The 15,423-nt window shown below is 35.8% G+C and carries 12 protein-coding genes; all 12 read right to left on the bottom strand.

Annotated features, from left to right (window positions below; genetic code table 11):
• The coding region (locus ACOVQ4_RS00360; protein ID WP_421818694.1) for a type I restriction endonuclease subunit R at positions 1 to 3,212 on the bottom strand (3,212 nt) is incomplete at its 3' end.
• 2 nt (positions 3,213 to 3,214) lie between these two features.
• A complete protein-coding gene (locus tag ACOVQ4_RS00365) occupies positions 3,215 to 4,198 on the bottom strand; it encodes a nucleotidyl transferase AbiEii/AbiGii toxin family protein (protein WP_421818695.1) in 984 nt (327 codons plus the stop codon).
• Positions 4,195 to 4,923 carry a DUF6088 family protein gene (locus ACOVQ4_RS00370; RefSeq protein ID WP_421818696.1) on the bottom strand — a complete coding sequence of 243 codons (729 nt, stop codon included), beginning with the start codon at positions 4,921 to 4,923 and terminating at the stop codon, positions 4,195 to 4,197. The genes ACOVQ4_RS00365 and ACOVQ4_RS00370 overlap by 4 nt, the downstream gene beginning before the upstream one ends.
• 82 nt (positions 4,924 to 5,005) lie before the next feature.
• Positions 5,006 to 6,163, bottom strand: a complete 1,158-nt coding sequence (locus ACOVQ4_RS00375; RefSeq protein WP_421818697.1) for a restriction endonuclease subunit S — start codon at positions 6,161 to 6,163, stop codon at positions 5,006 to 5,008.
• Positions 6,153 to 7,709, bottom strand: a complete 1,557-nt coding sequence (locus tag ACOVQ4_RS00380; RefSeq protein ID WP_421818698.1) for an N-6 DNA methylase — start codon at positions 7,707 to 7,709, stop codon at positions 6,153 to 6,155. The genes ACOVQ4_RS00375 and ACOVQ4_RS00380 overlap by 11 nt, the downstream gene beginning before the upstream one ends.
• A 448-nt stretch (positions 7,710 to 8,157) precedes the next feature.
• A complete protein-coding gene (locus tag ACOVQ4_RS00385; protein WP_421818699.1) occupies positions 8,158 to 8,592 on the bottom strand; it encodes a hypothetical protein in 435 nt (144 codons plus the stop codon).
• Positions 8,585 to 9,145 (bottom strand): hypothetical protein, encoded by a 561-nt coding sequence (locus ACOVQ4_RS00390; protein ID WP_044173517.1) that lies wholly within the window; start codon positions 9,143 to 9,145, stop codon positions 8,585 to 8,587. Before ACOVQ4_RS00390 ends, ACOVQ4_RS00385 begins: the two co-directional genes overlap by 8 nt.
• Before the next feature lie 169 nt (positions 9,146 to 9,314).
• A complete protein-coding gene (locus ACOVQ4_RS00395; protein ID WP_026997211.1) occupies positions 9,315 to 9,539 on the bottom strand; it encodes a hypothetical protein in 225 nt (74 codons plus the stop codon).
• Between the two features lie 447 nt (positions 9,540 to 9,986).
• Positions 9,987 to 12,524: a DUF6371 domain-containing protein gene (locus ACOVQ4_RS00400; RefSeq protein ID WP_421818700.1), complete on the bottom strand. Its 2,538-nt coding sequence runs from the start codon at positions 12,522 to 12,524 to the stop codon at positions 9,987 to 9,989.
• Positions 12,525 to 12,791: 267 nt separating this feature from the next.
• Positions 12,792 to 13,088, bottom strand: a complete 297-nt coding sequence (locus ACOVQ4_RS00405) for a hypothetical protein (RefSeq protein WP_421818701.1) — start codon at positions 13,086 to 13,088, stop codon at positions 12,792 to 12,794.
• 150 nt (positions 13,089 to 13,238) lie between these two features.
• Positions 13,239 to 14,072: a hypothetical protein gene (locus tag ACOVQ4_RS00410; protein WP_421818702.1), complete on the bottom strand. Its 834-nt coding sequence runs from the start codon at positions 14,070 to 14,072 to the stop codon at positions 13,239 to 13,241.
• Entirely contained in the window at positions 14,035 to 15,216 is a 1,182-nt protein-coding gene (locus ACOVQ4_RS00415; protein WP_044175221.1) for a site-specific integrase, read from the bottom strand. Before ACOVQ4_RS00415 ends, ACOVQ4_RS00410 begins: the two co-directional genes overlap by 38 nt.
• Positions 15,217 to 15,423: the final 207 nt, after the last annotated feature.

Genomic DNA, 15,423 nt, shown 5'->3' on the forward strand with positions numbered 1-15,423 from the left:
TACCCACGATTCTTCTTGAAATTCTCGGCTTGTTCGAAAATTTCAATATATACTTCATCTCTTTCAACTGGTGGATATCCAAATTCGTCTAACAGTAGTATTAAATCAACTTTTAGAGCCGATTTAATGTCGTCACGTTTGTTCCAATCTGGAAATTTAGCTTGACTATCAACAATGCTTTTAACCGCCTGTGATAACGCTACTAATTGGTCGTCAGGATAATTGAATTCATATTTTCTACAGAGTTCCTTTAGAATATCGTAAAAAGCTTTTTCCTCAAAATCAATTCCATACTCATCCCCAGCTCTGAATTCATTACGAACCTCCCAAATCAGGTTTGTTAATGCTTCCGCCATTTCTTCATATACTTCACTTCTGAAGATGTCATTAGCATCACGGTTATTGTATCGTTCTACAATTGCCTGCATTTTTTTAGTAAAATCAATCCCTCTAACACGGTTTACTTTCCTCATTTCTCCAATAGCTTTTGCTAATAGCTGTTGAAGTAGTTTAATTTTAGTATTGGGGAGCTTAATTTTATCAATTTTAGCTAGATAATCTTCATCAAAAATATCTTGTTCTTTTTCGTTTCCTTCCCCTAGTTTAAATATTTCTTCCACACCATCACTCTGAAGAGCATCTTTAATCATCTCTCTAACTTTTGCATTCATTTGCTCAGTATCTGGAGCGTCTCCTCTGGTTAGTTTGAACAGAATAGAGCGTACAGCCAAGTAAAAATGAGTATAGTCTCTTTCTGCTTGACTTAGTTTCTCACTGCCCGAGCATAAATCATAAGCTGCTTTTAGTCGTTTTACTAAGCCTACAAATCTAGTTTCTAATTCTTTAGTTTGTTGGATAAACTCCACTGCATAGTTTAGGTTATTTAGTTGCTCTAGGGTTGTTCCTGTAAAGTACTTAGTGTTATCAAACTTGTGCATTAGTCTGGCCAACAAATCCAAATGGTTTCTCACAACAACTAATGACTGCTCTAAGTCCTCAAAGTTTTCTCCATCGCTATTGTTATATTTGGCAAGTGCCAGATTCATTTGCTTTTTAATACCAATGTAGTCTACTACCAAACCTTTGTGTTTCCCTTCAAATTTTCGATTAACTCTTGAAATAGTCTGAATTAAATTATGCTGCTGAATTGGTTTGTCGATGTATATACTGTCCAAGAATGGTACGTCAAAACCAGTCAACCACATGTCTACTACGATTGCTATCTTGAAATTGGATTTCGGGTTTTTGAATTGACGGTCAAACTCTTTTCTGTCGTCTTTTGTACCCAGTAATTTCCAGAGACTTTCTTCGTCATCTTGATTTCTAGTCATAACCAGTTTGATACGTTCTATTGGCTTGAGCTCTCTTCTATCTTTTTCACTTAATTCTGCTCCTTCCTCTGCTTCCCGAATTTCTGCCCATTCTGGACGAAGCGCTATGATATTTTTGTAAAGTTCATAAGCTATCTCACGTCCACTACTGACAAATAGAGCTTTGCCTTTCACAGTAGCACCTTCTGCTATTCTACTTTCGTAATGATTTACGAAATCATTAGCAACTTCACGAAGTCGGTCAGGATCACCTAGTATGATTGATAATTTCGTGGTTTCTTGCTTACTCTTATCTATCTGATATTCGTTTGCTCCTTGTTCGGCAACTTCCGAATAGTATTGTTCGATTTTCTCTAGTTCGCCATTCTTTAGTGCTACTTTGGCAGCTCTACCTTCATATACAATTCTTACCGTGATTTCATCCTTTACAGATTCTGTCATGGTATAGGTGTCTACTATTTTACCGAAAACATCTAGTGTTGCATCTATTGGCGTTCCTGTAAACCCTACAAATGTTGCATTGGGAAATGAATCATGGAGGTATTTGGCAAATCCGAAGGTTTTGCTTACCCCTTCTTTGGTTACTCTGACTTTTTGATCAAGGTTTGTTTGACTACGATGTGCCTCATCCGAAATACAAATGATGTTAGTTCTTTCCGATAACAGTTCTGTGTCTTCTGTAAACTTGTGAATTGTAGTTAAAAACACCCCACCACTTTGTCTACCTTGGAGTTTGGCTCTGAGGTCTGCACGGCTTTCTACACTTTCAATGTTGCTGTCACCGATGAATGTTTTGGCATTAATAAACTGTGATGAAAGTTGGTCATCCAAATCCGTACGGTCGGTAATTAATACAATTGTGGGACTTAAAAAGTACTCACTCTTCATCAATAACCTTGTCAGATATAACATTGTATAGCTTTTGCCACAACCTGTTGCACCGAAGTATGTACCCCCTTTTCCATTTCCTTCTGGCTTTTGAGCATTTTTGATATTGTTGAATAGTGCTCTTGCTGCATAGTATTGCGGATAACGACAAACAATCTTTTCGTTCTTCTTTGAGCTATCAGGGATATAAATAAAGTTACGAAGAATATCACGCAGTCGGTTTTTATGAAACATTCCCTGAATTAGGGTAAACATACTGTCTATACCATCCACGTCTTTGGCTAACCCTGCGATTCTACGCCAGGCGTAAAAGAACTCGTATGGTGCAAATAAAGAACCTGCTTTGTTATTTACACCGTCGCTAATAACACAAAAAGCATTGTATTTTAATAGTTCTGGAATATCACGACGGTAACGCACCGTTAGTTGCTTATACGCATCATGTATCGTTGCTTCTTCTCGAATAGCACTTTTAAATTCGAATACTACTAATGGTATTCCATTGATGTATAGGATACCATCAGGAATACGCTTTTCTGTACCGATAATTTCTAATTGGTTGACAATCTTGTAGATATTGGCATCCTTCTGGTATGTTTCAACTGTGTCTGCTGCTAACATCAACAGTTGCTCTTCATTCGGTTGGCGTTGGGTATCTAATCCCATGTAGTCAATGAGTTGGATATAAAGATCTTTTTCATTGCGGTCTTCTCTTCTGAGAATCAACCCATCTGAGAGAATTCTTAAAAATGATTTATTACTTTCGTATAGGTCTGAAGATGGTAGCGATTTGAGCTGTAGAACGATGGTGTTTATTTCATTGTGAGTAATACCCTCGTTTGCATATTTCTTCAGAAGAAAACTTCTTAGATCTTCTTCTATTAAAACCTCTTCTGGTTTGCGTGAGATACTAAGTCCCAGTTGGTGTGTAAAGCCCTCTTGTTCTAGTAATTCGATAAAGGCTTTTTCTAGTTGTGCTTCAGTGAATTTCATTTCTAGTTTTCAAGTGTTATTGACCAAGAAATTGGGTTTAGTCTTTCTTGAATCATTTTTAAGGTTTTTAGAACCGCGTCTCCTTGAGGTAAAGTCCCGAATACGAGATTTCTAAAGGCATTTGTGTAAATTGGTTGTAACTCCTTCCAAACTTCGTCTAGGTGCTTAAAAATCAGTGCTTCATTGGGATGATTTACCAACCATTGATTATTATTTTTAAAACTAGCAATGTCGTCATTCGCTACTTTTAAAAGCATAATTTCAAACTCGGATGAATTGAAAAAGTCTAGGAACTCTTTTTGTTGGAGTAATTGATGTAAATCGTAAGTATGTCTTATCTTTTTCTTTAAATCATCCAAAGGGTTTGAACTATACGAAAATCGAACTAAGCTCATGATTTTTTCGCATATCGTTCGGATAGGCTCCAATACTTGTAAAGTAAAAGGGAGTAAGTCATATTTTTCGGCAAGGTCAGCCTGACTATTATCCAACATCATTTGCCCTATGAATGAAACTATACTTTTGTGGGTGTACGGTTCGTAATAGCCTAACCATGTTGCTTCTACGATAATGGCATCTCTTACTTGGCCGTAGTCTCCGCTAAATTCTTTGGTGTAGGAGTGCGCCGTTTTGCGATTCATTCCCATTTTTTGAGTAATTCCCTCTACTGCTATTTCGGGTAATACAGCTTCTACCTCCGAGCTTATGTTCTTTAACTTTGCTTTTAACTTACTATCCGTTTCGTTTGGTCTCCGTAATACTACTAAGTCTATATCTTCCGAAAAGCGCTCTATTACATTGTAGCATTTACTTAATGCTGTTCCGCCTTTAAAAACTGTATCCTTACCTATAGCACTATTAAAAATGGTAAACAATGCGTAAGTCACCCAATAGTCCTTTTCTACATATTCGGGTTTGAGGTTCATTTGCTGTGCCGTAAACAGAATAGCGTCTTTAAATAATGCTTTATCTTCGTGTAGTTTCATTCAATATACCAATTAGATTTTGTAGGTAAATCCATTTCACTAATCCCTAACTTGATGATTGATAGAGGATTTAAGCTTTCTTTTAACTGTTCGATGGCTGCTCCGTTATAGCCGTTGTAGGTTAAAACCGCACCTACCAATGCCCTTACTCTGGGTGGGTAGAGTAACGCATATCGAATTAGTGAGTCTGTTTGTTGCTCGTCTAGCTCTTTAAGAATGGCGCTTAGCCTATTTACAGCTTGAGCTACCGAGCAATCAGGAATTTGTTTGATGTCTTTGAAGGCATCTAATAAGCCTAAAATCTTATAGTTGGTACTGGTGACTTCAGCATAACTTTTGACGGCAGTGGCTTGTAATACTCCTCGATTGATCTTGATACTTTTGCCACGGCTGGCAATCTTAATGCGGAACGCCATTTGCGTAGTTAACCCTAAGCGCTTGTAAAGCGATGTACCTGTTTCGTAGGCTACTCGTTTGCCATTTTCAAAAAGATAGGGGCGTAATAGTTCTTCATAGTCGGGCTGTAGCTCTCCGAATATTGTTCGTTTAGGTTTATAGAATAAACCCTTTGATACTTTTTTGATTAGACCCTCTTTTTGGAGGCGCTCTAATGCTTTGGCGGCTGTGCTAAAGTTTTCTTTGACAATAGCCAAATCATTATAGCCAAAGGTTTTTCCTTCAGTTAATTGATTGATTTGCTTGCGTATGGATGTTGTAAGTGCCATAACACAAAGATACTTATAATTTCTAAATGTCAAGTTTTTGACATCAAAAACTTGACATTTGAGAATTACTTAAATAATCTCCCTAATTTTCAATAGTTGCCAATTTAGATAGTAATAAGTCTTTTAATTCGGTTAGTTTTTGATTCTCCTGTTTCTTCAATGAAATTCTATGTTGAATTGTGCTTATAAGAGTACTGAATCTATCTAATAATTCAGTACTTGGTATGACAGTGAGAAAATTCATTATCCACTTTTTATCCCCCCTTGGCATTTTTGTCCCTTTGCTTCCAGACATCACATATTCGAAAAAGTTATCTTTTTCAAGCATCTGATACAGATATAATGAGGGTATGTTGGGCTTAGGAACAAAACATAAAACGTCATTTGAACATCCACCACTAAAGTTTGCTAACCATATTTTTTTGAAATATGGGCGAATGTTAGAAATTAAAATATTTCCTTTATCAAAGTTTGTAACACTACCTGTACTAGGAAGACTGTTTGCAGAAACTACTCCTCCTTTATTTTGTAACATATTTTCTGTAGAGATATAATCATCTAAATTAAGGTCACTAACTGAAATTCTTTTACTTGAATATTCACACAATTCGTTTAAAACTCCAACTCTCCACCCCTCTGGCAAATTCTCTAAATCAATTCCTTCCACAAACCACTGTTTATAAACAGCCTGAGCGGTTTCTTCGAGCTTTTGGATAAGCTGTTGGTTGAGGGCGATACGGTTTTGGATAACGTTATATTCTTTTACTATTTCTCGCTGTTTGCCAATGTGTGGGACTGGTAATTGCATATTTTCAAAATCTTCCCATTCTAAACTACCTCTTACACCACCAACTGCATGAAAGCATGCTTCACGGTCAAATTCGGAGCGAGTAAACCACATCATTAAATATTCAGGTAAAAGTTTTGTTTCGTCTTTTACTTCAAAAATTGGGTATGCTTGAGAGATAATGGCTTCGTCAACTTCCTGTAATAAAGCTACGGGCATTTTCTTGTCTCTTCGTACTTGCATCGTACTACAAGCAAATTGATTTTTGCGAATGATTTTATAGTTTTCCATGTCGGTTCCAATGATGTTAGCAACAGATGGAATAAACTGTTTTGAAATACTTAGTCCTAAAAGTTGTTGTACACGTAGACCTTTGTTTCGCTCATCAATAAGTTTAATATAGTCGCCAATACGTCCGTAATGAGATTTATCAATGTTTTGCTTATAATTCATATCCCAACTCTTTAAACACTGTTAATAAATCATTTTTGGAGGCATTTTCAGCCTTTAATAATTCTGTAAACTCTGCTTGAAGTGTGCGCATTTTCTCGTCAAAGTCAATGTTTTCATCACGGTTTACAAACTCAATATATTTACTAGGGACAAGTGAAAAATCTTTTTTAGTTATTTCATCCAAAGAAGCAGCATAACAAAACTCTGGAATATTTTCTATCTCCTGCGTTTGCCATTGATGATAAGTTCCAGTTATTTTTTTGATATCCTCTTCCGAAAATTGGATATATTTCTTTTCAAAAGGTTCTCCCATCTGCCTCAAATCCATAAAGAGAATTTCATCTTCTCTATTACGGTAATTTCGAGTTTGATCACCCACCTGCTTGCTATGCGCCTTTTTGTTTTTGTTTACTATCCAAAGTGTTACGCTGATATTAGTTGTATAAAACATATCTTGTGGTAAAACTAAGATGGCTTCAATCAACTTATTCTCAATCAATTTTCTACGGATTTTATATTCTTCTCCACCACCGCTCAAAGCACCATTAGCCAAAATAAAGCCTGCTACGCCGTTGTCACTGAGCTTACTTACCATGTTCAGAATCCAACCGTAATTGGCGTTGCTTTTGGGTGGTACATCATAACCTAACCAACGAGAGTCGTCAGTCAGCTCGTTATCGGCACGCCAGTCCTTTTGGTTAAAAGGAGGGTTTGCCATAATAAAATCGGCTTTAAGGTCTTTGTGTTGGTCGTCCAGAAAAGTATTGGCAGCTTTCTCACCAAGGTTACCACTAATACCTCTAATAGCAAGGTTCATTTTTGCCAGTTTGTAGGTAGTATTAGTATATTCCTGGCCGTAGATAGAAATTTCCTTCTTGTTGCCGTGATGTGCTTCAATAAACTTGATACTTTGTACAAACATACCACCAGAGCCACAAGCAGGGTCATAGATAATGCCTTTATAAGGCTCTATCATTTCGGCAATCAAGTTTACAATACTTTTGGGTGTATAGAATTCGCCTTTCCCTTTGCCTTCTGCCAAAGCAAATTTTGAAAGGAAATATTCATAAACTTTACCTACCACATCTTGTTTCGGATCTTTGGTAGTATCAATATCGTTGATGGTATCTAGTAAGGAAGATAGTTTGGTAACATCTAAGCCCAAACGAGAGAAGTAATTATCGGGTAAAGCACCTTTAAGTGCCTTGTTATTTTTTTCGATTGTATGCAATGCCGTATCAATCAGCAAAGCAATATCATTCTGTTTTGACTTTTGAATAAGGTAGCTCCAACGGCTAGTTTCCTCCAGAAAGAATACGTTATCTTTGGAATAGAACGCTTCCATTTCGAGGTATTTCTCTTTGCCTTCAGCAATCATTTTAGCTCGATGTTGCTCAAACTTATCGCTAGCAAATTTCAAAAAGATGAGACTTAGTACTACGTGTTTGTATTCTGCGGGTTCTACACTACCTCTGAGCTTATTAGCGGCATCCCAAAGGGTTACTTCAATTGCCTTTTCCTTTACTTCTTTGTTTTGTTTCGCCATTTTATGGTGTGGGTAATTATAACTTTATCTAATAGATTTTAAAAGTCAGCTTACTAGAATAAAGAGTCATAGACAAAAATGGATGGAGAATAGAAGCAATAAGCAGGCTTGTGGATAGGCAATTTCAAATTGAGCTATGGTAAAATGTAAAAGGTATAGTTCCAAGGTTCTACTTGATTGCTGTGACCACAGTAGCTAGAGGTCTAATCGCATATCCAAAAATGTTTACTTATCTCCAGATATATTTTTGGAGGAGAAAATCTCTTGTTTTTTACGAGCAAGTTGAGAAATACGAAGATACTTAAATCAATCAAAATAGAAAAGCCATATAATCAAATTGTAAAACAAAATGCTCTACAAAGTAAAACCTTGTAGAGCATAGTAACACGCTGGAAAACAGCGTAAAACTGTGTGTTACTAAGTGTTACGTAAATGATAGAGGGTATGCTTATTCATAAATCAACCAGCCTTTACCAGCTACGAAAACAGCCTTTCCTTCCTTTTCTTTTAGAACGATGAGCGCTTTATCCCAATTTTCTTGGTCGCTAAGGTCGAAGCGTCGGATGACCTTGTGTTCGGGTAGTAATTTGAACGGCTGCCTCTCTACAGGGCTTGTCTTGTTTTCATTGTTTTCTTCTGTGACTGGATCTGTAACACTCGGTGATACTTCGTTTGGTGGCGTAGAACTACCCAAAAAGAATTTAAGAATAGTGTGCCTGTACAAGTAGATGATTGCCATTCCTACGATTAGCAATACAATCAAGATAATTGTCCAGAACGAAGAACCACTTTTAGAGTATGAGGATGTTGATCCCAGAGAGCTAGGGGAACTTCTACTAAAAATTTCAAATGGGTCTTCAGAGAAAAAAATATTGTTAGTCATGGATAGATGGTTTGATAAATTGTTGAAAATACTGATAGGTTAAAATTTGAACAACGTCTGGCAAATCTGAGACTTTAGGGTTTTGTCTCACTACATTGAAAACCTGTTTGAGAAGGTCTGTTTCATAAGCAGCCAAACGAGCCTGAAGACTGGTGATTGTAGCTGACTCTATCGTTGCCCCACCACTTCTTTGATATTCATAAATGGCAGCTTCTCGTTCACGTCTAATCCTTTCTTCAGATAGTTTTTCGGCGGTACTCATGGCCTCTTGCCAAACCGACTTATTCTGAGCTTGGAGCTTTTCTTGAAGCTCACTTTTTTCAGCAATTAATTGACTAATGATAAGTTCTGATTCTGAAAGTTGATGCTGACTGGAAAGGGTAGATTCTTGATGGGTCGTAGCAAGTGACTGGTCTTTTTTATCCCAATGACTTTGTAGAATTAATAAGACATATTCGGACATATTCATATCTAGCGAACTGGCTTCATCCATCAATCTCTTTTTAATGTTCAGGTTTGTACGGATGTTAATGTTTTGAGTTAGTTTTTCCATTTTACGGTGTTTTAGTTGTTATATGCAGCTCTAATCAAATGTGTTATTTGGTAAAACTGAATGCAACAATAGGGTATAACTTTCAATAGGGACAAACGATATGTAATAGGTGAAATTGATGAATTGAGTTAATAAAAATCCCCTCGCTGGTATAGCAAGGGGATTTTTATTAAAGGTCACTACAAAATTTATTTTGATTTAAAACCTGTTGTATATCCTCGAACGATAAATCATACGCTTCTGCTAGGTCTACGGTGCGAATTTTACTTCCTTTTAGCTTTTTTGAGAAGGCGTATTCCTCTTTTATTTCTTGAATGACCCGATAGCTATCCGTTCTACAAAGATTGAGGATTATTTGTACATCTTGGGCTCTTAATACTAGTTGATATACCATGATTCGAATTGTATTTTATTAATAAGGCTAAAAAAAGGCTAGATGGCTAGAACACTTTTGCACTCAAAAAAACGTGTTTGTTTTCTACAACGTTACAACGGTAATGTAAGATATTAATAATCAATTACTTATCCATTTTTCGTCGTTGTAAAATCGTTGTAATCGTTTACAACGGCTACAACGATTTTTGATGTTTACAACGGTTACAACGATTTTACAACGATTTTACAACGATTTTACAACGAAAAAATTAATAAAAATTTATATAATATATTGATTATCAAGTATCTAGTATTTTCGTTGTAGCGTTGTAGAAAAAATGCTTAAAAAAAAGTTTCAAAAAGCGTTCTAGCCATCTAGCCGTCTAGCCTTTAAATCCACCCCAAAAATTGACTGTAATGTCTCGTATGTGATTGATAAAGAGTTAGTTACTGTATTTTTTAAAGCTTATTCAAGTGTGTTTTCTTCACTTTTGAAGCGAATTGCCTTCACAATTTCCTTAAAATTGCGTGGTGCCTCCATTTTCACTACCTCTTGGATGATAGATTCCTTATCATGTGCCTCTTTGTAATATACATTGCGGTATCTATGCATAAAAATTGGATAAATCGAAGGCATACGCAAAAGCAGGAAGTTTCCTTCAAACCTAAAATGAACCCCTTCATGGATTTGTGAAGAGTCATACAAATATTGGAGAATGCTAAAGAATTCAGCCAGAACAGAGGTTTCATTCTGTATTCTATGTTGCAGGTATATCGTTTTCAAAGCCATTGCTACAAATTCATCCAGAATGTCCGATTCTTCGGTGTATTCACATACTTGAATTTTATCATTTACCTGTAAAATGTAAGCACACGTCAGGGCTTGGCAAATATTACTAAGTAATCGCTCAGGCATTGATTCGTTTTGCGTAGCTTGTTCTACTCGGTTAAAGATTTTACTAAAGGCTGTGTTGTAATTTTCGTCTATAAGCTTACGATACTTGCAGAGCTCTACCGTAATATTTCCTAAACCACGTTTTTCTAAATCAATTAAATTGAAAAAAGCCTTTCGTTGGGATGCCTCTTTCTCCTTATTTTCTATTTGAATCAATATGCAACGAGAGAAGAAAATAGGGTTATTAGGGATGTAATTGCTAGTAAGGGCTAAAGCACTGTAAATGTCAATACTATCAGTTTCGTTATTACTCCTTGAAGCTTCTGGAGTTTTGTGATAACCAGCATTATCATAGGCTGCTTGTAACAAACCTTCATGGGAGAAATCATTATGAAATTCATCCATCCAAATAAGTCCATTAGATAGCTGACTCATCAATTTAACCAGAGCAGCTTCTGTGTTTTTTGTCTTAAGGTTAATTTGTGGTTGTTCATAGCCAAAAAGACATGTAAGGTTTCTTACAACACTACTTTTACCAGTACCAGCCGAACCTTTCAAATAAAGGATAGGAGATGATCCTTTGTGAGAAATCACAATATCTCTAAACAAGGACATGATATAGAAGCACGCTGGAACGAATGCTTTCTCATAAGTATGAGTTTGTATGTAGATTTGGTACCATTGATTGAAGGATACATCCGAATCAGAAATAAAAAATCTGTTCTTCATTTTATCCTTGGTTTGTGGTAGCGAAATACAACTTTTATGGTCTGTAACAACGCCAAATTTGTCGGGCTCTACAAGAGTCCCATTTGGTAGGAGTACTTTGTTTGAAAAGACATAAGTTTTTGACTCATTATGGAATCCATATCGAGTCACCTTTGAAGCTTGACCAAATTGCGTTTTGGAGTAAATGAGTTCCTGTATTTCTGTTAGTTGCACATCGTTGATCTTGAAGCTTAGTAGATTGTTTGATAGCTCCATTTTCATCCTCTTTGCCGAACAAAAATCCTCATGTGACATTTCAATATAGATAGCCTCCTTATTCTTGATTCTAATCTCTAAAATCCATGTACAGTTTTGATTCTCATCTTGAGTTTTATACTTTACATATACCAAAAAGTTATTGGCCACTACCTCCCAGTTATTACGTGTTTTAACCCAGATAGTATAGTCATTTTTATACATGACTGTTGGTGTCTTGATATAGATATCAGATGATGTTTTCTTCTCTTCAGAAGGCTGTTTTTGAGCTATCTCAGGCTTTTTCCCTTCTAGTATGGCATCTGCAATATCATAGCCATCCGAACGCTCAGGGAATAGGTCTATGACAGTATGTTTAATTTGTGCTTTCTCTAGGTTTTTAATACTAGAATTCATCCTCCCTGCGACATCGGCATCACATAACCAGATTACATTTCTACCAGATAAAACCATGAGTTTTTCGGAGGTTAAACCATTGTTTGAACCACAAGCGAGCCATAAATACTCAGGGTAAAAGAATGAGGCTATAACCTTTGTTTTCTCTGACTCTACAATAATGACTGTTTTCTCTTTGTCACTACTTAGTTGCTCTTCACCAAACAAACACATGCCATATCGAACATTTTTGTTTTTAGGTTGAACCATCGAGTGACTATTATATCCATCTTTAGCTCTTTTACCCTGTTCATCGTAGACAAACCATTTTGCATTAACTACTTGTGATTTATGATTACGGAAAACAAAGACAGTTTTTCCTTTATCATCAGTTGCTACACCATGTTTGATAAGATGTTCCTTTGAGATACCTTTTGACAAGCAAAACGTATGGAAATTACTTGTCAAGTCGAGTGTCCATTTATCAAAGCGTTCTATCCAGCTTTTACTTGGATTTATAATGTTCTGATTATTAGGGATTAGTGAAACTGTATTTTTAGTTGAATGCGGTATTAAGTTAGGTATTTGATGGTAACCACAATGGTTTATACGTTCACATTTACCAAGAGATTCATCAAGGCGATTTCCCTCCTGATCCTCATAATAGCGAAATGTATTGGCTTGTCCACACTTAGGACATTTCCCTTTCTTTTTAGGGCTTTTTTCGAATCGAAAATTATATTCTGTCATAAGTTCTTAGAGGTTAGGGAAATAAAGTTTGATATACTCTTGAGTATGGAGCATTTCGAAGATATTGACCTACATAGGAGCTGTAGGAAATTAGAAGTAAGCGCCTAATGTTAAGGCAAAAGAATAGCTGCTCCATAATTGTATGGAGTGTCGTAATTAGCAAAAAATACATAATTTTGTGTGGGAATTTAAAATTCAATTTGCTTTAAGTTATCAAAGCCGATATGTTCACGCATATCGGTTTTTTTATGCCTAAAGTCAAATACTTCAATGAAAGAATCCTTCAGGAAAAAGAGCTAGAATATCTGAAGTATAGACGTAGACTTTACCACCTATCTTAAATGTTCTGAATAGTCCCTCCCGTTTAAATTGTTCAAACTTAGATCTCGACCATCCCATTTTGGTACAAACCTCTGATGGTTGAAGTACTTCAGGAATAGAAGAAGGTTGTTTTGTTTGCGCTGTGATAATTGATTCAAGGTGCGAAATCTTCTTTTCAAATTCTTTCAGAATGAAAATTGTGTCATCGCTTAGATGAACTTTTGTACGACTTGTTCTAGGCATGGTAACATTGTTTTTAAATACAATGCAATACTAATAAAATATGTTGTAAGTATTACAACATATTTGGATATATTTTTTGCTATGATTTGCTATCAAATGAAAAGCCCTTAGAATCAGTATTCTAAGGGCTTTCTGTGGATGTATGAAAATCTACATAATATCTTCAAGTGATTGTGTTAAGTCATAAAGATCAATTTCGATTGACTCTTCATGACAAAACTTCATAAAACATTCTCTGAAGTGCAAATCATATTTTAGGTCTGTAAAAGTGGCGCCTAGTTTCTGGTAGCTCACGTTTGACATAAGAAATTTAGCATAATGAATATCGAAGAACCAGATGTGAATAGGTACTTTATCCTCAATTTTTTTCCAAATCTTGTCTTGAGATTTAAGATACTGTACAAGTTGATAAGGGGAGGGCATTTTGATAAACTGCTTGAGCTCTTCAATTAATTTGGATTGACCATTCGCTTCAGCAAACTTGGTAATTTCATTCATTAGTAACTGCTTTACCAAATTAGGGAGTTCGTATTGGGTGTAGTCAAAATCGTTAAATATTTGATTAATATCGAACTCAAGCTTACTCTTTAGTTTCATTGAAGCAAAATATGGATTCAATGTTTCTTCATTCACCTTACAATATATCTTACTAATAATATTTACAAGTGTAAGTGCTTCACGAGAGATAAGAGTGCTATTTTCCTCAGATAAACTTTCTATATCAAAGCTATCTGTAGGTAATGCTAAATTTATATTGCTTTTGATTTTAACAGATTGCCTGTTAAAGATAACTCGGTAATACAAGGGATATAGAGGCTTATTCTCATGGTTTTCTCCAATAGGAAAAAGGTAGGTATTAAGATAGTGTTTGATACTAATCTTTTTACCTGTTTTGTTAAGATCTGGACTGTATCTATTCCCTTCAAGAATTTCTATCATGGGAACGTTATTTGCAGGGTTTAAATATTTTTTGTAGTCCTTCATGTTGAATTTGTTCTACCAGATGAACGTATTTGTCCGTTTGCTCTCTTTTTGTATGTTGTAACTGCTTTTGTACGAGTTTATCATCACCAGATAACATATATAGAGAGGTGCCAAAAGTATCTCTTGAAGCCTTGAAATATAGTTTTTTGGGTATTCGAGCCAGCTTGGCTATTACCTTAAGGCATTTATTGACTTTGGTATTCGTCATTCCTTTAAAGACACGCTTTTCGGAACTCCCAGAGTAGTACTTCAAAATGATTTTTTGTGGCTTTCCATCAAAAAGCAGGTACAGAGGTTTGTAACCAATTTTCTCAGTTTTTTGCGCCTTGTACTTTAGTAATAACCCTTGATTAGTTTTGCTAATACTAGAGTTCTTCATGTTGTAACAATCTGAAAAACGTAGACCTGTATAACATGCAAAAAGGAACATATCCCTCGCCATTTCTAGTTGGTCTTTTTCTTCAGGTGTACTATCGAAGTTCAATTGCTCTATCTTATCTCTTTCTTCAGGTAAAAGAAAAAGTGTGTCGGTCTCTTCTTTCGATAGCTTAAACAGCCTGTAAGGATTTTTCTCAATAGGAAGTAGATCTTGTTTAATAGCCAGATTAATGTACTTGCGTAGCTGGCGATGATACTTCTCAATTGTATTCGTTTTTAGTTTCTTTTCATTTCTAAGAAAAATTTCAAAGTCTTGTAAGAAACAGTAGTCTAAATCCTCAAAAGCAATATTATGTTGAAACTCAATGAGCTTTTTTAGCGTATTTTCCTGATTTACGAGCGTTCCTTTTTTGAGATGTGATTCCTTCTGAAGCTGCTTTTTAAAAAACTGAGTAAATGAAATTGGAACTTGTTTTTTGGAAGGATTCAAAAAGAAATCAAAATCTGATAAAGAAAATCGTTTATTGAGAGCCCTAAATTCAACTTCAAATTGCTCAAACTCGCTAACTCTGTCTCTGAGTGCTTTTGCTAAATACGGGTCTTTACAAGTAGCCTTTTTGGAGTCCCATTCTTTTTGGGTGAGGTATAGTTTTGTACTAAAATATCTACGACCACCTTCCAAATAAGCTTGAATTTGCACTAGGCTTTTGCCTTTAGCAGCTAGGTCTTTTTTACGATTGAAAACCAGTGTGTATTGAACTTTCATGACAATGTGTTTAAGTTGATGCCGTAAACCTACTGTCATTTATTTGAAAAAACTTGGTATCACAACTGGTAGCAAAAAATCTGCTATGATTTGCTAAAACATACTAAACGAACCATAACATAAACCGCTTAAAATGGCCGTAAAACCAAAAAAGCACTCATTTCTGAGTGCTTTTGCGGTCTGGACGGGACTCGAACCCGCGACCCC

Source organism: Flectobacillus sp., assembly GCF_049240685.1.
Lineage (GTDB): Bacteria > Bacteroidota > Bacteroidia > Cytophagales > Spirosomataceae > Flectobacillus.